This window comes from Acinetobacter legionensis (genome assembly GCF_048551735.1).
Classification (GTDB): domain Bacteria; phylum Pseudomonadota; class Gammaproteobacteria; order Pseudomonadales; family Moraxellaceae; genus Acinetobacter.
This window is the reverse complement of record NZ_JBIMBV010000001.1, coordinates 157,527-178,664: the sequence shown is the minus strand read 5'-3', so window position 1 is coordinate 178,664 and position 21,138 is coordinate 157,527. Positions and strand designations below refer to the sequence as shown.

Annotated in this window: 12 protein-coding genes; 6 read left to right on the top strand and 6 right to left on the bottom strand. The window is 39.1% G+C overall.

The window, feature by feature from the left end; translation table 11 throughout:
• Positions 1–108 precede the first annotated feature (108 nt).
• The 5 genes from ACG9ZL_RS00755 to ACG9ZL_RS00735 all read left to right on the top strand — a co-directional run bounded on the left by ACG9ZL_RS00755 (position 109) and on the right by ACG9ZL_RS00735 (position 5,049).
• Entirely contained in the window at positions 109–2,004 is a 1,896-nt protein-coding gene (locus tag ACG9ZL_RS00755) for a monovalent cation:proton antiporter-2 (CPA2) family protein (RefSeq protein WP_336953724.1), read from the top strand.
• A gap of 83 nt (positions 2,005–2,087) precedes the next feature.
• On the top strand, positions 2,088–2,963 hold the full coding sequence (gene hslO, locus ACG9ZL_RS00750; RefSeq protein WP_004725526.1) for an Hsp33 family molecular chaperone HslO: 876 nt from the start codon (positions 2,088–2,090) through the stop codon (positions 2,961–2,963).
• A 345-nt stretch (positions 2,964–3,308) separates the two neighbouring features.
• Positions 3,309–4,277, top strand: a complete 969-nt coding sequence (locus tag ACG9ZL_RS00745) for a DnaJ C-terminal domain-containing protein (RefSeq protein ID WP_336953723.1) — start codon at positions 3,309–3,311, stop codon at positions 4,275–4,277.
• Between the two features lie 41 nt (positions 4,278–4,318).
• Positions 4,319–4,657 (top strand): chaperone modulator CbpM, encoded by a 339-nt coding sequence (locus tag ACG9ZL_RS00740; RefSeq protein WP_004725521.1) that lies wholly within the window; start codon positions 4,319–4,321, stop codon positions 4,655–4,657.
• A 122-nt stretch (positions 4,658–4,779) separates the two neighbouring features.
• The gene (locus ACG9ZL_RS00735) at positions 4,780–5,049 is read left to right on the top strand and encodes an HP1242/YdcH family protein (RefSeq protein WP_336953722.1); all 270 of its coding nucleotides are present in this window, start codon (positions 4,780–4,782) and stop codon (positions 5,047–5,049) included.
• Between the two features lie 7 nt (positions 5,050–5,056).
• Here the strand turns inward: ACG9ZL_RS00735 and ACG9ZL_RS00730 are convergent, their stop codons facing one another.
• From ACG9ZL_RS00730 to rpsO, 3 genes are all read right to left on the bottom strand, one after another.
• Entirely contained in the window at positions 5,057–6,280 is a 1,224-nt protein-coding gene (locus ACG9ZL_RS00730; protein ID WP_336953741.1) for a magnesium transporter CorA family protein, read from the bottom strand.
• A gap of 148 nt (positions 6,281–6,428) precedes the next feature.
• Positions 6,429–8,516, bottom strand: coding sequence for a polyribonucleotide nucleotidyltransferase (gene pnp, locus ACG9ZL_RS00725; RefSeq protein ID WP_419358884.1), 2,088 nt, complete (start codon positions 8,514–8,516; stop codon positions 6,429–6,431).
• 255 nt (positions 8,517–8,771) lie between these two features.
• Positions 8,772–9,041: a 30S ribosomal protein S15 gene (gene rpsO / locus ACG9ZL_RS00720; protein WP_004725514.1), complete on the bottom strand. Its 270-nt coding sequence runs from the start codon at positions 9,039–9,041 to the stop codon at positions 8,772–8,774.
• 269 nt (positions 9,042–9,310) lie between these two features.
• On the opposite strand from rpsO, the gene ACG9ZL_RS00715 reads away from it, so the two are divergent.
• Complete coding sequence (locus tag ACG9ZL_RS00715; RefSeq protein WP_336953721.1) at positions 9,311–10,609, top strand: serine hydrolase domain-containing protein; 1,299 nt, start codon at positions 9,311–9,313, stop codon at positions 10,607–10,609.
• A 1,081-nt stretch (positions 10,610–11,690) separates the two neighbouring features.
• Here ACG9ZL_RS00715 and recD read toward each other — a convergent pair.
• The 3 genes from recD to ACG9ZL_RS00700 form a co-directional block, all read right to left on the bottom strand.
• Positions 11,691–13,436, bottom strand: a complete 1,746-nt coding sequence (recD, locus tag ACG9ZL_RS00710; protein WP_419358883.1) for an exodeoxyribonuclease V subunit alpha — start codon at positions 13,434–13,436, stop codon at positions 11,691–11,693.
• Positions 13,437–13,532: 96 nt separating this feature from the next.
• Positions 13,533–17,321, bottom strand: a complete 3,789-nt coding sequence (locus ACG9ZL_RS00705) for a UvrD-helicase domain-containing protein (protein ID WP_419358741.1) — start codon at positions 17,319–17,321, stop codon at positions 13,533–13,535.
• Positions 17,322–17,323: 2 nt separating this feature from the next.
• Positions 17,324–21,088 (bottom strand): exodeoxyribonuclease V subunit gamma, encoded by a 3,765-nt coding sequence (locus tag ACG9ZL_RS00700; RefSeq protein WP_419358739.1) that lies wholly within the window; start codon positions 21,086–21,088, stop codon positions 17,324–17,326.
• Positions 21,089–21,138: the final 50 nt, after the last annotated feature.

Here is a 21,138-nt window from a genome sequence, read left to right as displayed (position 1 = left end):
CTGTTAAATTTTTATTAGGTAAATAGACAATTTCTGAATAAATATCTCCAAGCCCATCACAAAATCACGCTACAATTTCTAAATAAAGAAAAAACTTAAGGCAAGTGAATGTCACTGTTACTCCAAATCACTATCTTCCTTGGCGCGGCATTAATCCTTGTTCCATTAGGGAAAAAACTCGGTATTGCTACCGTGCTAGGTTACTTATTTACAGGAATACTTCTGGGTCCAAGCGCGTTTAACATCGCCAACGATCCAGAGGAAATCATGCACCTTGCAGAATTTGGGGTGATTTTACTGATGTTCCTGATCGGTTTAGAACTTCGCCCACAACGTTTATGGGAAATGCGCCAATCCATTTTTGTGATGGGAAGTTTACAGGTAGGGATTACGGGATTGGTTCTGATGGGAACGATCTATTTAATCTTTCAACAATCACTCCCCGCAAGTTTTGTCATTGGTTTTGCCTTAGCACTTTCTTCAACCGCCTTTGTTTTACAGCTTTTGGAAGAAAAACAACAACTCAATACTACCCATGGTCAGCAATCCTTTTCAATTTTACTTTTTCAGGATATTGCTGCTATTCCCCTACTCGCCATTATCCCCCTCTTAGCAGGTAGCGAATCAAGTCATCATGGTATTGCTTACTTTGCCGCGATTGTTGCCACGTTTACAGGTTTATTTTTGTTTAGCCGTTATGTGATGCGACCTTTTTTTCGCTTTGTGGCAAAAAGTGGAGCAACTGAACTGATCACAGCCGTTGGCTTATTTATCGTGCTGGGTGTGGTGTTATTGATGGATACACTCGGAATTAGCACAACCTTAGGCGCTTTTTTAACGGGTGTGCTTCTAGCTGACTCTGAATTCCGTCATGAACTTGAAGCCAGTATTGCCCCCTTTAAAGGTTTATTGCTCGGTTTATTCTTTATGACGGTGGGAATGACCACACAAATCTCGCTAATTGCAGATATGCCATTATTGATTATTGGTGGCGCAGTCAGTTTAATTATGATCAAAATGATCGTGATGGCAGCCATTGCACGTTATAAAAAAATGAGTTGGACCAACAGTTTAATGGTCGCAACCTGTTTAGCCCAAGGGGGTGAATTTGCCTTTGTGGTATTAAACGTGGCAAAAAGCGAGAAAGTCCTAGCTGAAGCAATCATGGAACCCATTACCTTAATTGTGACCTTATCAATGGTACTCACCCCGATCTTCTTTTGGTTAGTGAGCACGCAAGTATTGCCATTAATCAATAAAGACAGTGCACCCAAATACGATGAGATTCCCAACGAACACCCAGCTCTTATTGTTGCTGGTTTTGGTCGTGTAGGGCAAATTGTTGCTCGTTTAGCACGTATCCGTCATTTTACCTTTACTGCCATTGATAATAATTTACAAAAAATTGATTTTGTTCGACGCTATGGTGGTACTTTGTATTATGGCGATGTGACTCAACCCGATTTACTACGTGCGGCTGGAATTGAACAGGCTAAAGTTTTTGTATTAGCAATTGATAATGTTGAAGACTCAATGAATGTTGCTCGACATATTTTACTCAATTATCCAAACCTTACCTTATTAGTTCGAGCACGAGATCGCTATCACATGCACCTCCTGCGTGATGTCGGGGTCAAACATATTTGGCGTGAAACCTATTTGACTTCATTGGGTATGGGATATCGAGCATTGTGTGAACTAGGAATGAGTAAACAAGAGGCTTATGATAGTGTTGAGCTATTTAGAAATTACGATGAAGAACTGTTAACGCGTCAACAACGCATTTATACCGATGAGCAAAAGCTTTTTGAAAGCTATCGGGACTTTATTTCGGAGCTTGAGCACCTGTTTGAAAGTGATGCGCAAGTTGAAAACCATAATCCTGATCAATATAAAGACGTCCCAGATTTGGATGAATCCGGTTTAGAAAGACCCACAACAAAAGCTCAAATGCTACATACCAAACACGATCGTATTAATATTATACGTGATGACGAAAATTAACTTTAAGATGCACAGTTTTTCAGGTGAAATAAACTTGTGATTTATAATATCGCCACCATCTAAACAGGGATTTGGAGAATTTTATGTCTGATTTACGTCAACGTTTTTATATTGAAGATAGCCCTGTACGTGGTGAAATTGTACATTTAGATACAGCACTACAAACAATTCTATCGCAGCGTAATTATGCGCCCGCTGTGCGTATTTTATTGGGTGAAATGTTGAGTGCAACAGCATTACTTGCCAGCACATTAAAAATTAAAGGACGTATTAGCTTACAAATTCAAGCACAAGGTACATTCAAATGGGCAATGGCTGAATGTAACCATTTAGGTGATGTCCGCGCACTTGCAGATTATGAAGAAGACCCACATTTTATGTTGAGTGAAGACAGTAGTACTGTGCTTAGCACCTTGCAACAACCTGTTCTATTTATCAATATTGAACCTGAGTTTGGTGAGCGTTATCAAGGGATTGTGCCACTAGATCAACCTACTCTTGCCGCTTGTTTAATGCAGTATTACGATCTTTCCGCACAAATTCCAACACGTATTGTCTTGGCAAGCACGCATCACAATGCGGGCGGTTTACTAATTCAGTTATTACCACGTAATAATGAAGAAGAACAACAACGTGTCGATGAAGACTTATGGCCACGTTTGATTATGCTGACTCAAACGTTAAAACCTGAAGAGTTGACAGATTTAACCGCACAAGAAATTCTTTATCGTTTATATAACGAGGAAGAGGTTCGTCTGCCAGACGTTGAACAACTTCAATTCAACTGTACCTGTTCACGCGATAAATGCAAAAATGCGTTGATCCAAATTGGTCTAGATGCGGTCAAAGAAACCCTAGAAATTCAAAATCCAATTGAAATGGATTGTCAATTTTGCAATAAAAAATATCAGTTCACCGCAAAAGAAGCTTTGAATCTGTTTGGTGAGCATTTAAGTTAATCTATTGAGATCTGAATGGTTTAAATTTGCAAAAATTTAACTATCGATTTTTACTAAGAAGAGCAAATTCAGTTTGCTCTTTTTTTTCAATTAAAATTCAAAGCATAATCAGCAAGTTTTATAAGTTAAAATGTTAAATAGCTATTTGGAATCGTCATTTACTTAACCAAAGCAACAACCCGAACACACAAAGCCCATAGAACATGAAACACCACCTTTATCAGGAATAAGCGGGATTTTGTTCTAGATAAGTTTTGAAACAATAACCACACTAAGTTGCTCTTCCATCTGTAGCCAAAAAGGCATAAAACTAGAATAAAGTTAAACAAAATAATGACCTTAAGTATGGCAAAAAATTATTATGAAGATTTGGGTGTTTCTAGAAATGCGACACCAGACGAAATTAAAAAAGCTTATCGAAAACTCGCACGTAAATATCATCCTGACGTGAGTAAAGAAACTGATGCTGAAGCAAAAATGCAAGCCATCAATGTCGCATATGACACCTTAAGTAATGAAGAAAAGAAAAAACAATACGATTTTGAACTCGACAACCCCTATGCCAATACAGGTGGGTTTGGAGGGCAATCTACAGGTCAAAGTGGTTTTGACGGTAGCCAATTCCATCGCTCATACAGTAGCAGTGGTGGACAAGATTTTAGTGGTTTTGAAGATCTATTTGGACGTTTCGGTGGCGGTTTTGGTGGCGGACATCAACAAGATTTTGGACAACGCGGCTCTCAGCAACAGCGCAGCTATAAGGGTGAAGATCAACATGCCAGTATTGAAATTCCTGTAAGCATTGGTTATGAAGGCGCAACCCAGAGTATCACCTTACAAATCCCTACCTATAATGCCTATGGTGAGCCCGAGGTACAACGGAAAACCCTCCAAGTTAAAATTCCGAAAGGCATGAAAGAAGGTCAGCAAATTCGCCTTGCAAAACAAGGACAAGCTGGAATTAACGGTGGTGAAAATGGCGATCTTTATATTGAGATCCAATACCAAGACACTGACCGTATTCGTGTTGAAGGTACTGATGTCTATTACACAGTTGATGTTACACCTTGGGAAGCAGCACTTGGTCAAAGTATTGAAATTGATACCCCAGCAGGTAAAGTAAAAGTAACTGTGCCACAAAATGCCAAACCCAATCAGCAACTCCGTTTAAAAGATAAAGGGATACCGCATAAAACCCCAGGTCATCTTTATTTGGTGATTAATATTGTTTATCCCAAAGCAACCACCGAAACACAGCAAAAAGCCTATCAACAATTTGCTGATGCTTTTAATGACTTTAATCCCCGTTCATAATTTTATAGATACCAACATAGCCTTGCTAAAGGAGAGCAATCATGACAACTATTCAATATCGTGAAATTGTCTATGACGGTTTCCATGATGCAGAAATCGTGGATGAAAACCTAAATCTAGATCTCAAGCATTTTGCTGAGGCATGCGGTCAAAGTCCGGATTGGATTTTGCAATTGCTTGAATATGAAATTTTACCCGCACGTCCTGAGGATCGTATTCATCAATTTTTTGGAGAAGACATCTCACGGGCACGCCGCGCCTATCGTTTACAACGCGACTTTGAAGCCAGTTTATCTGCCGTTGCAATGATGATGGATTTACTTGATGAAGTTCAACAATTACGAAAACAAGTCAAACATCTTCACCTTCATACTCATTAATTCATTTCAAAATGTTAATGCCTAGTGACAGGTTAATATTTAACCTGTCATGATGGAGAACTTGTCTCTCCATTTTTGTTTTATCGTTTAGAATTTTATGACAAAGAGGTTAATGAGCTCTGATGAATTCGAAAGTAATGAATAAAAAGTTGAAACACATGTTCCCAGAACACCGTGATCTCATGTGTAGTTTAAAACAAGAAGATCCGCATTTTGCTAAACTTTTGATTGACCACGATGAACTTGATCGTGAAATCAGTCACCTTGAGCTTGATCCACTCAATCATATTCATGAAAATATTGAGCAGCTCAAGCGGAAAAAATTAAGATTAAAAGATCAACTCTACTTAATTTTACAAAAGACAGCTCAAATAAATCCTCAACCAGAATAATGCTTAATTATTTCAGTTTTGTGATTTTTTCGACTTCTTTCATGGTTTGTTTGATCGGTTCATAATCTAAAAACCAGAGTAAATTGACGTGCTGATTTTTATGTTGTTGTGCCAACATATCAATCACACTTCGTTCACCACGTCCTACCAAATGACGACGGTAAAAATAGACTAACAGCCCAATCGTACAACCTAACATCACACCCAACATCACCCAGAAACCTATCGGACTACGTAGACCTGGAATGAATTCAAAATTCATTCCATATACCCCTGTTAATAGAGTTAATGGCGCAAACACGGCAGTAATAATCGCAAGAATTCGCATATTCTCATTGGTTTGATTGGCGATTGCAGAAAAATGTAAATCAATCGCAGTTTGAATTGCCGTACTTAAGCGTACTGTATATTTTTGAATACGCTCAACATGGCTAACGAGATCATCCACGCGAACCAGCATAATGTCCTGCTTCTCAGTGCGTTTTTTACCTTTTAAATGGGCATAATTTTCAACAATTTCATCTCGAAGTTCTTGTAAGGAATCTATTTGTTCTTCGCACAAATTTTCGATTTGTTGAAAAACCAGATTCTCCTGAAACAGTTGATGCCACTTAGTAAAGCGGCGATTACCTTGCAAAAGTTCTTGTTGCCAAAATTCAACGCGACGAGACAAAGGATTACGTAAATCCAAATAGCCATCAATCATACTATTTAACAAGCGCAGTGCTAAATCTAAAGGCGTAGTGGGTAATTTACGTGGTTTATTCTGTTCTTCTAAACTCTTATTCATGATATTGAAAATACGTGCAAGATAACTTTCAAAGGCATGGTTGCCTTTTTCATGAATGGTGATTAAAGCTTGTGAAGTAATAATAAAACTGACTGGCGAAGACGCTAAGCCAAAAACATGATCATGCTGTTCAAGTGCATCTTCACCACTATCGATCTGATCATCTGGGGTTATTAATTTACGAAAAATCAATAAATCATAATCTTCCATTGCATCAAATGCGCATGGATGTTCGATATTTAAAATATCTCGAATATGATATTCATTGAGGTGAATCTCGGTCGCATTATAGACTTCTTTTTGCCATAGCTCAGCACGATTGACCACATCTTCACGGGTACAGTCCACCCAAACAAATTGTTGCTCTGCATTAAAAACAGGCTCTTTTTGTATACAAGTATAAGGTTCATCTGTGTGTTGAAAAAAATAAAAGCTTTGCATATCCACGATATTTTTAGTCTTTCTTGTTATGCATCATGCCATAAAAAAAGCCCTGAGCAAGCCAAAGTTGTAACTTTGGCAAAGCACAAGGCAGTCTTTTCTTTATTAAATTTTAATCAAACTGTAAAAGATTTAAACCTTGCAAATATTATGCTTGGTCTACATCTTTCATAGTTAATTTAATACGACCACGGTTATCTACGTCAGCAACTTGAACTTTAACGTCTTGACCTTCAGCCAAGATATCAGTCACGTTTGCAACGCGTTCGTTTGAAATTTGCGAGATGTGAAGTAAACCATCTGTACCTGGCATGATATTTACAAACGCACCAAATTCAACGATACGAATCACGCGACCTGCATAGATTTTACCTGGTTCAACTTCAGCAGTAAGCGCTTGGATTTTTGCAATCGCTGCTTGAGCAGCCGCTTTCGTTTCACCAAATACACGTACAGTACCGTTATCTTCGATATCAATCGCTGCTTTTGTTTCTTCTGTGATTTGACGGATTGTCGCACCACCTTTACCAATCACATCACGGATCTTATCTGGATTGATGTTGATCACTTGGAATGTTGGTGCATGCATAGAAATTTCAGGACGTGCACGTGAAATCACTTGGTTCATTGCATTAAGAATATGCATACGATCTGCATAGGCTTGATTCAACGCAACTTCCATAATTTCTTCTGTGATACCTTCGATTTTGATATCCATTTGAAGCGCAGTAATACCGTTTGCAGAACCAGCAACTTTAAAGTCCATATCACCTAAGTGATCTTCATCACCTAAGATGTCAGAAAGAACAGCAAAACGCTCGCCTTCTTTTACTAGACCCATTGCGATACCCGCAACTGGCGCTTTAAGAGGAACACCTGCATCCATAAGTGATAATGAAGCACCACATACAGAAGCCATTGAAGATGAACCATTTGATTCAGTAATGTCAGATACAATACGAATCACATACGGGAAGCGATCAGCTGGTGGAAGAACAGCTTGTACACCACGACGTGCTAAACGACCATGACCAATTTCACGACGCTTAGGACCAGATTCACGACCTGTTTCGCCTACAGAATATGCAGGGAAGTTGTAATGCAACATGAAGTTGTCAGTTTTTGTACCAGACAAGGTATCCACCATCAACGCATCACGTGTATTACCCAAAGTCGTTGTAACCAACGCCTGAGTTTCACCACGTGTAAATAATGATGAACCATGAGCACGATCTAACACGCCCACTTGTACATCTAATCCACGAACAGTTTTAGTATCACGACCATCGATACGTGGTTTTCCTGAAAGGATGTTGTCACGTACAGTACGGTATTTAAGATCTTCGAATAATTCGTTTAAGTCATCTGCAATGCCAGATTCGTCATTTTCAGGAACGAATTGAGCAGTTGCTTCAGCTTGAAGGGCATCTAAGGCAGCATAACGGTCATGCTTAACAGCAATGGTATACGCTTCAGAGATTTTAGCTTCAAATGCGTCTTTTAATTTTGCACGAAGATCTTCGTTTTTAACTGGAGCAGTCCAAGTTGATTCTGTTGCACCAGCGGCAGCAGCAAACTCTTTAATCGCTTGGATTGCAATTTGCATTTCGTCATGACCGAAAAGCACAGCGCCTAACATTTGGTCTTCTGAAAGTTCTTTTGCTTCAGACTCAACCATCAATACAGCAGATTCTGTACCTGCAACTACAAGGTCAAGGTCAGATTGAGCAAGTTGTTCTAAATTTGGGTTAAGGACATATTCGCCATTGATCAAACCAACGCGCGCACCACCGATTGGACCACGGAAAGGTGTACCAGCGATTGCAAGTGCAGCAGAAGTACCTAACATTGCAGCAATGTCAGCATCCATGGTTTTGTCTGAAGACACAACTGTTGCAGTAACTTGGATCTCGTTGAAATAACCTTCTGGGAACAACGGACGAATTGGACGGTCAATTAAACGAGAAATTAAAGTTTCTGCTTCTGAAGCACGGCCTTCACGCTTACCATAACCACCTGGGATACGACCCGCAGCATATTGTTTTTCTTGATAGTTAACTGTAAGTGGGAAGAAATCTTGACCCGCTTTAGCAGTAGGTTGTGCAACAACAGCAACCAGTACTGTTACGCCGCCCATTGTAATAAAAACCGTGTTTGCTTGACGAGCAACACGACCTGTTTCTAGCACAACTTGATGTTGACCATATTGAAATTCTTTACGAATAACATTAAACATTGACATGTATTTTTGTTTCCTAATTTTATTCTAGTGGAGACCCCTAAGGTTTGGCATTCACATCAACCGCATAAATGACAAAGCTTAGAAGCCGACCTCACTAGACAATAAATCTTTAGTTAGACTAATTTTAAACACGAAGAAGGAGCGAATATTCGCCCCTTCCCTTTTATCCAGTAAATACTGGATAGACTTTAGTTTTCATCAGTACAGCATTCAGCATGCAATAATCCGAAAATAAAAGTTTAAATCGAATTAACGACGTAAACCTAAAGCAGCAATCAAATCGCTGTAACGAGTAGCATCTTTACCTTTAAGATAGTCAAGAAGCTTACGACGTTGGTTAACCATACGGATCAAACCACGACGGCTATGATGATCGTGTTTGTGTTCTTTAAAGTGACCTTGCAAATCATTGATTTGAGCAGTCAATAAAGCAACTTGTACTTCAGGTGAACCAGTGTCATTTTCAGCACGAGCGAATTTTGCAACGATCTCTGCGCGATCTGCGTTTGTTAAAGCCATTCGATTTCTCCGAGATGCTTAATTTAAATATTTGATACAAATCAAATTGACTCTTCAAAATCAATTTAACTGCCGTGCATCACTACAGCAGTCGCCTATTTTAAAGGAACTGGGGTGAGATTGCAAAAATATCGTACAACCATATTCCATAAGGCTTAACTACAAGACTATTGCAATTTTTTTACAGATAGCATGGCAATTGGGACACTGACATCATGCTCAACTCAGTTCACACTGCCGTGGAATAAAAATAATCATGGAAAAAGATTGTGAAATTGTTTTCAACCAATACCTGCTATGTACCTAAGGACTTAAGCAGTATCACTCAGCGCAAAAATGAAGTGTCTCCAGAACTGGGAGGGATGAACCAACAACAAGTTGAAAAGATTTGGCAAAGTATTGAAAATCTGTATCAAACAGGCAATCATCCCCTGATCACCATGTGCCTAAGACGCAAAGGCAAGATTATTCTCAATCGTAGTCTGGGTTATGCGTCAGGTAATTCTGCCGATGGTCTCGCTTCAAATGCAGTACTTGCCAATCCAGACACCCCGATTTGTCTATTTTCAGCATCAAAAATAATTACAGCAATGCTGATTCACATGTTAGATGAAACAGGTGCAATCAATCTATTAGATCCGATCAGTTATTACATTCCTGAATATGCACAAAATGGGAAGCGCCGTGCAACAATTTTCCATTTGTTGTCCCATCGTGGTGGAATTCCACGGATAGAAATGGAAGTCACCCCTGAACTGCTTTTTGATAAAGATCGTATTTTGCAACACCTTTACGCTGCGCAGCCCATTTCACCAGCTGGTACGCATTTGGCTTATCACGCTGTTACTGCGGGGTATATCTTAGGTGAATTGGTTGAAAGGGTAACAGGACAAGATATTCGTCAGTTTTTACATGAGCACATTGAAAAACCGATGGATATGCAGTTTTTTAACTATGGCTTAGAACCAGAATATAGAGATCAAGTTGCTTTAAATTATCCGACTGGTGTACACCCTAAACTCGGTACAGACTTATATTTAAACCATGTGCTCGGTGGCGGCTTACAGCTTGCTGTCGATGTGACTAATGATCCACGTTTTATGGATACGGTATGCCCTGCTGGCAATATTTACACTAGTGCTGAACAAGCCAATCGCTTCTTTGAGATGTTATTGAATGGTGGTCAATATAACGGCAAGCAAATCATGAGTCCTGAAACTGTATTTCGTGCAACTTTGCCCACTTCAACCACCAACATAGACCGAACCTTGCTTGCACCGATGCGCTATGCTTTAGGGCCTATGCTCGGCAGTAACCCAGTAGGTATATTTGGACCAATGACGGGGCAAGCTTTTGGGCATTTAGGCTTTTCCAACATTCTCTGCTGGGCCGATCCAGAACGTGATATTAGCGTCAGTATTTTAAATACAGGAAAAGCTGTGGTTGGAACACATATTCCTGCTCTGGCACAAACGCTTTATCAAATTTCTAGCCAGTGTCCTAAAATTCCTAAAACACAACGTAGAGCATTATTTGGCACAGATCGAACAGAAACCGAATTGGTTTAAATAACAGCTTTAAACGCGACAGATAAAACATGAAAAAGCCCTAAGATCACTCTTAGGGCTTTCCCTTTGCGCTGTAGTTTCTTGTTTAGTTATTGTGCTTATCTTATTTATAGTATTTGCTTGTACCCTAAGCAGTTTTTGTTTTTGTACATGACACTTATTTCACAACCATGTGACTAATTATGTCCTTATGTGACTTATTATGCCTGTGACAGACATTGAACAGAAGTCGCATTTACCGCAAGATTATGTGAGAAATAACGTACATAGAGGCAATGGCTGTAACCTTTTAAAAAAACCTTGTAAATTTTAACCATTTGCAAAATCACTTTATATTTATAGGTAACCTGTCAAAAAATTCAGACTCAAGAATATAATTATCATCAATTAAATCAAATACAGGAATAAGTAAATTATTTAATTATAAAAAGTTTGCAATAACACACCTTATATTCAAAGTTTAAATACCTTTGCGTTAGCGATGCCCCACTTTTCGTAAGGGTTGCCAAACCTTGCGCTACAAACAAAGCACTGCTTTTTTTTGCTCATGGGCGAGGGGGTGTCCTGTAGCTCCACCCAACATGGAGACATCCATGTCGCCACACGATAGGATCACCATCTAGGGTTCAATAGTACAAAAATTGAATTGATAACTAACAGATTCTAAAAGTTCATACAAAAATAGAAGTTTTATTTCTGACTAATGATTTGATAGAAACCACTTGTATGATTAATAAGGTGGTTTGACTAGACCCAAATTTAAAACTTAATTTAAAAAATAGATTGATTCTCTTTGAGGTAAAATTCAGCATTTAATTTTAATAAAAAAGCCCTGTAGTCTCTCCCAAAACTACAAGGCTTAGCGGCTGTAAGTTTCCTCTTATCACTTACTTTCCTGTAAGTTCGCAGTCTCACGACTTTAAATTATTATTATTTTGCGATTTTACTCAACGATCCTTGCTGAGTTCTTTATGTCTTCATCATCTCAAAAAGTAACAAGAAGCTCTATGCGCAAATCTCTCGAATTCATGTAAGCAATTTCGTACATAGAGGCAAATTATCAACAAAAACTACAAAATAACTATGCCGTGTTAATCATGCTAACCAATCCACTCATTCTAGTTGTGGTGGTGTCTAAAGCGTGGATAAATGCTTGTTGATCAACCAGTAAACTCACCACTGATTTAGCCCGTGTAATAGCAGTATAAATCAACTCTTGGCTCAATAAGCGTGTTGCTGTAACATCCAAAACTACTGCAGTATGGGTGAATTCTGAACCCTGAGATTTATGAATGGTTAAAACAAAAGCGGTTTGCATCGATTTAGGCAAACGTGTTGCAGCAATCCATTTGTCTAAACTGGGGAAATAGACTTCAAATTGATCAACATGCTGGCGATGTTTTAGACAAATTCCGATATCTCCATTGGAAAGACCAAGTTGATAATCGTTATAGCTCATCATCACAGGACGCCCAACATACCAGTCACCATAACGAGCCAATGTTGGAAGATATTCAAATAATGCTTTTTCCATTTCATGGTTTAAGCTATTCAATCCCAATGCACCGTGCCGAACAGCCGTTAAAATACGATATAGGTCAAATGCTTGTGTCACCGCTTCAATCTGATGATGAGAGTCGTCGGCGATCAGATAGTTGCTTAAACTTTGAAAATAAGCTTGAAAACCTAAACTGAGTTTTTGGTAATACTGCATTAGATCTGCTGGAAAAATCTTTTCAGGCAGATATTCAAGCTGAATCACATCTTGCATATTTGCTTTGAGTTCAACTGGTTTAAGCGCACTAGCCGCAACAATCTCTTGCTCAAAATTCGCCAATAATTCTGCACGGGCTATACTTTGATTTTTCTGTGATTGAATAAACTGTGCCATTTTTCCAATTAAGGCACCCTCTTTAAAGCGTTGACTGGTCTGTAGATTGACCCGATTGTACTGTAATGATTGTACATTCTGTAAATCTGCCAATACCGAACCGACATCCACAGAAGCCAATTGATTGGCATCGCCCAAAAGAATTAAACGGCAATGCTCAGGAATCGCCTCAAACAACATCGTGGCTAAATTTAAATCCAACATCGATGCTTCATCGACTATGACCACATCATAAGGTAATCGCTGTCTCAGATTAAAACGTGGAATATGCTGATTTCCCAAACCCAATAACCGATGTAAAGTCATGGGGTTGAATTGATTTTGATTTAATCCAAAGCTTTGTAATTTTGGATCACTTAAAGATTTTTGTAGTGCTTCGCCCATTCTTTGTGCGGCTTTACCTGTGGGCGCAGCCATTGCAATACGAATATCAGGAATGGTTTGCTGTAATACTGCAATTATTCTTGCCAAAGTATAAGTTTTCCCCGTTCCTGGCCCGCCTGTAATGATATTGAAAGCGTTACCCGCCACCATCTTCAAAGCAGCGCTTTGATACGGATCATTAAGAAGATGATCAAACCCTACAATATCAATTTGTTGAATTTCAGACTGTTTTAACCTTTCGACTTGTACAGATAAACGTCGCTCAAGTTGCCAATAGCGGTACAGATAAATCAACCCATGCTGTTGAACAAATGGTGCAATCGTTGTTTCAGCCACATCATGGTCAACAATTAGTGGCTTTAATAGGACTATATTTTGATCCTCTGCTGAGATGCAGCTATCCCCTTGAGTCGTCGCCAACAAAATCTCTTGCACTAATTCAACTGCATATTTGTCTAATTCTAAAGCTGTGGAATACTGTGATAAAACATATTTACTCCATACCTCAATCCATTGCGGGACTTGGCTTTCTAAATCCTGTTTATTTTCCACACGGTTATCCTCAGAGTTATCTACAAGGTTTTCAACAGAGTTATCCACAGAATAACTTATTGTTTGCAAAGATGTTCAAGCAACTATTCACACGATTCAACTGGATTTATCCTCAGTAAAATAGCCCAATATGGCATCAAGTCTTAAAATAAATTCCGTAGTGGGTCGCCAGAAGTAGTAACCTTGTCCGCTTTGACCATTCATACCACGTAAATACAAATAGGTTGCGCCTCCCAGATCACGATCAATTTGATAATCTTCGAGCTGGATTTTCAAATAACGATGCAATGCCACCAAATACAAAGATGCCTGTAGCCAATAACTGGCATGCGACATGCTGTCCTGAACAGCTTCAAATGAATAACTTTGCTGATCTACACCCAAAAAATTACTTTTATAATCGGCAATATGATATTGCTGACCATCAAAAAACACCAAATCAATTGACCCATTTAAATAACGTGCTGAATTGGCATCTTTAAACTCAGGCATTGCAATGGCATGCTCATCAAACAATTGATGTATACGTTTAATTGCCAAAACTCGATCTGAAAGGGCCAGATAAAATGGAAACTCAGCTAAATGTTCGTGTGGTTCAAGTTGCTCCATTTTAAAATGACTGAGAATCGGAGTCGATAAAACATCCTGTAACCACTCAGCCATCCAGTCAATCAGCTTCTCTTCTACAGCGTGTTCTGTTTGAGAAACGCCCTCACTCGAATTGTCGTTGAGAAAAGCCTGCTGATATTTTTCCAGTAACTCCGTCCATAAACTTGAATAATCATTTTTAAAGCGACGGCGTATTTCCAAACGCCAGTAATGCGTATCTTTGAAATCAATATGTTCAAAAATTTCATGCAAAAAATTGCCTGCAACCGTCCCCATTGGAAAATTGGCTTTGATCCAAGCAATAGGCTGAGTTGAAATTTCATCTGATGTGGTTTCAGCAATAGGCTGTTGAATTTCATCTTCTGCTGGTTCTAACTTTTGTTCAGAAACCGCTAACGCATCTTGAATTTGTTGCCGAGTTAAATGCTGGGCCAAAGCACTAAAACTGGTTTTGCCACGAGGATAAAAACGTTGAGTAGGAAAGGCTTGTGCAAGTAAAGGCAATTGAACGTCGCTCTTGGCCTTTTCTAAATGCGATGGGCATTCAGTCAACAACGCCTCCATAGCACTTCCAGCATGTTGAAAAGTGTTTGTACCCTGACCTCGCCAAAATGCCAATCCAGTTGTTGATTTTTCCTTTACATCACTCAGCATCGCATAAACGCGATAACTGGCACGTGTCAGTGCCACATACCACAAACGGTGATGCTCTGCTAATGCACGCTCATTGTGCTGCTCAATATCTTTTTTATCGAGAAGATTGGCATCATTGATAGCGACTACACGTTGTTGTTCATTCTGTCCTGTTCGTACATTCAGTTGTTCAACGGTCGAGAAATTCAGCGTTTTATTGATCTCTTTAAACTCTTTATCGGCTCCCAATAAAAACACAAACTTAAATTCGAGCCCTTTGGATTGGTGAATGGTCATCAACTGAACCCCTGCCTCATTGGACAGTTTCCTTTCCATCTCCCACTCTCGTTCCATTGGCGAAGTGAGTTGTTTTAAATACCAATGATAAAGATTTTGTGCACCTTGATAATCTTCACTGTGCTGACTCAATAACTCAGTTAAATGACGTAAATTCACCACCACACGTTCATTGTCACGACTGTGTTTTTCCACCAATTTTGTCCAGGCAGAAAATTGATTGAGCAGATATTGCCAAGCTGTTAAAAACCCTTGATTGAGCCACATCTCACGAATCTGATCGAACAGTTCAATATAGACACTCAGACCATCGGCATGCTGTTCCAAGGCAATCAACGCTTTTAGATCAAAGCCGATCAAACGACTTAACAAAGCGCGTTTTACTTTGGCTTCATGATAAGGATGCAAAATTGCAGCTAGCACAGCCCCAACATCTCGTGCAATCTGACATTCAAAGACACTTTTTTTCGATGGTCGACTGGTTCGAATCCCTAAAAATTCCAACGTGGATTGTGCTTTATCTAGGCCATCATGGTTTTTCGAGAGGATGGCGATATCGTTTTCATCTACTGCACGATGCACTGATTTTTCAATAAAATATAAACTGCCTTGAATCCCTTGATTCAGTAGCTCACGAATTTTCCATGCTACTTGTTCAGCTTCTTGGTTTTTATCTTCGAGCTTTATCCACCTTAAAGGCAGTGGATTAACATGGGTTTGATCAATCAAATCTGGATGCGGACGAGAACCAGCTTGCACTGGTGTATATATCACCTGTTCACCAAAATCCATTTGCTGTTGAAATAAAGCATCAACAACTTCAACCAAAGGCTTTACCGAACGGTGATTATAAATCAGATTATATTCATGCCCTTCTTTACCAAACACGTCCTGATGTGCTTTTAAAAAGGTCAACATATCCCCGCCACGAAAACCATAAATTGCCTGCTTACGGTCACCAACCATAATCATACACCCCTGTTTGACACGACTTGGATGACGCCATATTTGTGCCAACATATCATCTTGATCTTGGTTGGTATCCTGAAATTCATCAACCAAAATCAGGGGATAACGAGCATGGACAAAGGTCGCAAAACGCTGACCTTGTTCACCTTGCAAAGCATCTGCAAGGGTCCGAATTTGTTGTGCAAAGGTGGTTTCGCCTTTTTGTTGCAACACTTGAGGCAAACGTGTTTTAACTTCTTTTGCTAAGTAATATTTTAAGAATGTATTCGTACCAAGTAATTGATTTTCAAATGTTTCAATCTGCGCATAAATAGTGAGTAATTGTTGAATAAGGGGATGGTGATAAAAATCGGATTGTACGTTTTCAGGTGCAGCTTTTTTAAAAATTTGCTGCTCGCGAATCACCTTAATCAAGGTTGCAAAGTCGGACTTTTCAACACTCAGCTTTGAACTTAAATAATGCTTATAGTCATGCTGTTGTAGGGTTTGAATAATTCGTGGCAAGCTCTTGGCAAAAATACGATTCAATCGATCATTTCTAAATTTTGTCCCATTCACAAATTTATAAAACTCACCATCCAATAAATAATAATTTTGCAAAGTCTGTAATTGAGCAAGTTGAATCTGAGCAAGCTGTTCAGTGGCTTGTTGGAATACCAGAGCATCTGCATTGGAGAATTTGGGTTCAATAAAATTTGCTGAGGCAAAATTTAAACTTTGTTCAACTGTTGCAACATAATAATCTACACTATATAACTCCCCAGCAAATATCAAACTGTCCACAATATCTTGGGGTTGTTTTTGAATCCATGCGCGAAGTACATCGTGAATCAATTGCTGACTATAACTTTTCGCATCATCAGTAATTTCAGCTCGCTCAATTTTGCCACTTTCAAAAGCGAACTCACGCAGTAATTTCTGACTAAAACTATCCAAAGTCCCGACAAAAAGTTCATCAAGCTGATCAATCATCAATTTCAACCGTTCACAGGCATAAGCAACCCGTGAAGCAAACATTTTTAATACTTTAGAAAATAATGGATCTGACTCTTGGATTGCTTTAGTCAAGACTTGCGCTTCGGTTAATTCACGACACGAGTCAAAATAGCGGTATGTTTCTTGTAATCGTAAGCGAATACGTGTTTTCAATTCCGCTGCAGCTTTACGGGTAAATGTGGTCGCAATGACTTGACTAGGTAAGTATTTTTCTAAAAATATTCGCACCATCAAGCTTGAAAGCGTATAGGTTTTACCTGTGCCTGCTGAAGCTTCGATCCAGTGCAATCCAGCAAATTGCATATCCTCAATCGGATGAATCGAAACTCTTTTGGCTGTGTGATTTTGTGCTGTCGGCAACTGTGAATTTACGGAAGTCATGTTTATTCCTCCGCAACAAATTGATGCTGATAAATCGGCTGATACAACGCATAGGCGAAGTGATCACAGGCATGTTTTAACAATGCGGTTGCATCTTGTTCTTGCAAAATAAATTGCCAGTCCCGATGTTTTTTACTCCATTCCATTTCAGTCAAATCATAAGGTAAAAACGCATCACTTTTATTCCATTCAGTTAAAAGATCTGCAAAGTTATTGATCAACATGCTTTCCACATGATGTTGTGTATCCGCATTTAAACCATGTCCAGCTAAGCCACCTTCAACAGTCCCGAGTGACCATTCCAACTGCTTATTATTTTCAGCGGGTTTTAATAACAAACCCGCAGGCAGAACTAGAGGTTCCGATTGGGCATAAGCAAATGCTTTAAACCACGGCAATAAATATACTTTTGCCTGTTCTGAACTTAAACCTGTACTGATGATCGTGACATCACTAAATACCGCAATACGTTGTAGCGTTTTGGACTTTTCAGCATCTACATTTAAATAGCTTAACCAGAGTAAATATTCTAACCAAACTTTGGCACGACGTTTAGCACGACCACTTGACGCATCCAAACTTACCCAATGCTGTCCTGCTTGCTGAGGTACTGTAATATTCATAATCAAACCAGCATCAATTCGCCATTGGCGTTGCGTTGTCAACGTCACATCAGTAGCATAACGCTGTAAACGCTCTTTTAAACTGTCTTGTTCCGCCAAACTGATTTGCCATGCGCTGTGCTGAACCTTGCCAATGGGTAATTGATTTTGCAGTAATCCAATCTCTTGAGACCAAGAATCTTCAGCGGAATGAGCTGATTGTTTCTGTAAGAAATCTCGAATCTGATAACGTGCCAAACCATCCAAAATTAAGGGTTCATTCATTGCAGGGATATCTTCTGCGCGCAGATTCTCTACACCTAAAGTTTTTAAATATAATTGTGCTGGGAAAGTGACATCTTGAATCCATTGTCGCGCATCCAAAACAGTGAGCTCTTCTTGAACAACAGGGTATTGTGTATTTGCCCAAGCCCCACGTTTAGCAAGCATTTCCGCTTGACGGATTTGTTGTGCAACATTGAACCATTGGTCTTGAAAACGAAGCGGTGTTGTTGATTCAAAACCAGTTGGATCAAAAGGCTGTAAGCTGTGAATTTGAAATAAACACTGCAAATGTTCAGGGACCTGAATCCCGTTAAGTTCAATCATATGATCAACAGGACTGATATCTTTATTGTCCGTAGATAATGCTGTTTCAGATTGGGCAATCAGGGCAATATGATTGACCAATTCCTGTAAAACGCTAGATGGCTCACGAACTTCACCATCACTCACATCAAAGCCATTATAAAATAACCATAGATTTTCCTGCGCCAATAACAAAGCATCTAAGAAAGCCCCTTGATCATCATCAAGACGTGAACGATCCCCCAATTGTGGCTTGAGAATTTTCATTAAATCAAAGGGTAAATGCACATTTCGATCTGGAAACTTACCCCCATCCAAATTTAACAGGACGATCAACTTATAAGGCAAAGGACGAATCTGACCAATTTGGCTAAAGGTAATCTGACCTGTCGGTAAAGCCTGATCAATTTGACCTTCTAATAAATTTTGAATTTCATTCAATAGATAAGGTAAAGGTAAATAAATATTTTTAAGAATAGGTTGTGCGTGTTCATCATAAAAACTGGCTAATGTCAGCATCCGCTCTTGTTTTTTGACAATTTCACGTACGACTTTTAACGACTCAACACCGGCTTGTTCAAACTCAACAATGTCTTGCATCAGTAGTTTTAACCATGCCTCAACATTGCATTTTAAAGCAGTATTTTTTCCCAACTCATGCGCAATCATCCAGTCACGGCGAGCATCAAAATCTTGATAAATCTGAATCAGTTTAGCCACTAACTCAAAATCACTTTGCAAAATTTGTGCATAACTAAGGGTATTTTCAAAAATCGTATGTTCTGGAATCGCAATACCTAAAGCCAAACGATCAAGGGCAAATTTAAAACTAAAACGGAAATCTTCATCATCCTGGCTTAACGATCGTCGTAAATGTTGTGCATCTAGACCACGTTTAAACCCTGCATTGATCAATAACTCAATCATTCTTTCTGTATTTGAAATATCCAAACCGTAACGTAATTGCGTAGCATTTAAACTTAACCAATCTGCAAAATTCTCAACACTAAAACGACCTTCCACCAGTTGAATACGGCCTAAAACAGCACGCCAAGCATTATTGGCATCCAGTTGCGTTACTCCAGCAATCTTCGCGGGTAGATAAATACTGTCTTGGTTTGGTGTATGCGGAAATACACTGCGAATAAGCGGTTCAATTTGTTTTAAATCTGGTACTAAAACCAAAACATCACTTGGTCGATGTGGCCGTTCAGCAGTATTTTTCATCAACCAAGCAACCAATTGGTCTTTTAACACTTCAAGCTGTCGTAAAGACGAATGACACACATGGATTTGAATCGAGTCATCCGTTTTAGCAATTGGGTAAGCATGTGGTTCAGGCTCAACCAAATACAGAATATCTGATTGTAATTTGCTTAATAAATGAGTCGGTTCTTCATCCACAAACGCATCCACCCATTGTCCTTCTTCACCTGAAGATAAATTGGACAAGATCGAAAAATGGTCACGAGCTTGCTTACCAAAACGGGTTAATAATGGATGCCGTGATTCACGAATTTCCGCATTAAAATTTAAAGTAAATTCATCAAAAAACTTTTGAATATCTGCATCGGTCGCTTTAGGATATTTGCTGACAAAACGCGCCTTTACCCGCAAATCATATTGTTTTTTCCAGTTTGGATCGACACTGTCGGCCCAATATTCTTGTGATGGGTTGTAATGTAAAATTACCACATCCAAATATTGTCCCAATCGTCTTAAAAACTGTAATTGACTCGGTGGCAAGTCCAATAAAGTAAATATAATCAGCTGGCTAGGTAATTTCTTTAAAGCTTGAGGACGTTGAAGATCATCATCCATGATTTGCCAAAAATCATGATCAATACTTTGCATTTCAATAAAATCATCATGAAATGTATGTTGCCACAGCCAACGTTGCCAAGTTTCCAACTCTTGTGCTTGATTTAAAGTAAATGCTGAAACTTGTTGATTGGTTTTAAAAAATTGCTGTTCTAGGTTAAGTGCTTGACCATGTCCCCACTGCCCTAACCAATTGCTTGGGCAGCTACATGACTGTCCATTGTTCAGTTGGCAACCGCGTTGACAGTCCCCACGATACAACATGTAATGACTGAATAATTTTGACACTTGTTCAGAGACCCAATACAACATACTTTGTTTTTTGAGTTGCTTCTCTAAACCTTGCTCTAGTTGCGAGGCTGCATCATAAATACGTTGGATAAGGCCATGCAAAGGATGATCTTGGGCTAAGCTATTTTCATCCTGCTCTATAAAACTTTTCAACGTTTGATAAATTCGCCACTTCATAATCAAACGCGGAATATTGGCTTTACGGACTTTATCTTTGTCATCTAAAACTTGCTGATAAGCAAACCACTGAAAACCACGAATCCGCTGATGAAATTGGCTATTCGCACTAATGCCTTGTTGTTCAGCAATACGTTGGCTCAACCATTCCTGTACAGCAGGACTTGGGACAATAAAATGTTGCGTTTGCAAGACAGCAAAAGGTTTTTTGGATGGCTTAATGGTATTTTGCAAAAGCCCTTGCACCAAGACATCAATGCGTTGGCTTTGAATCACATGAATTGCCATATATCCTCAACTGTCAATATTTAACTGTCTACGTTTATGCACAAAACATA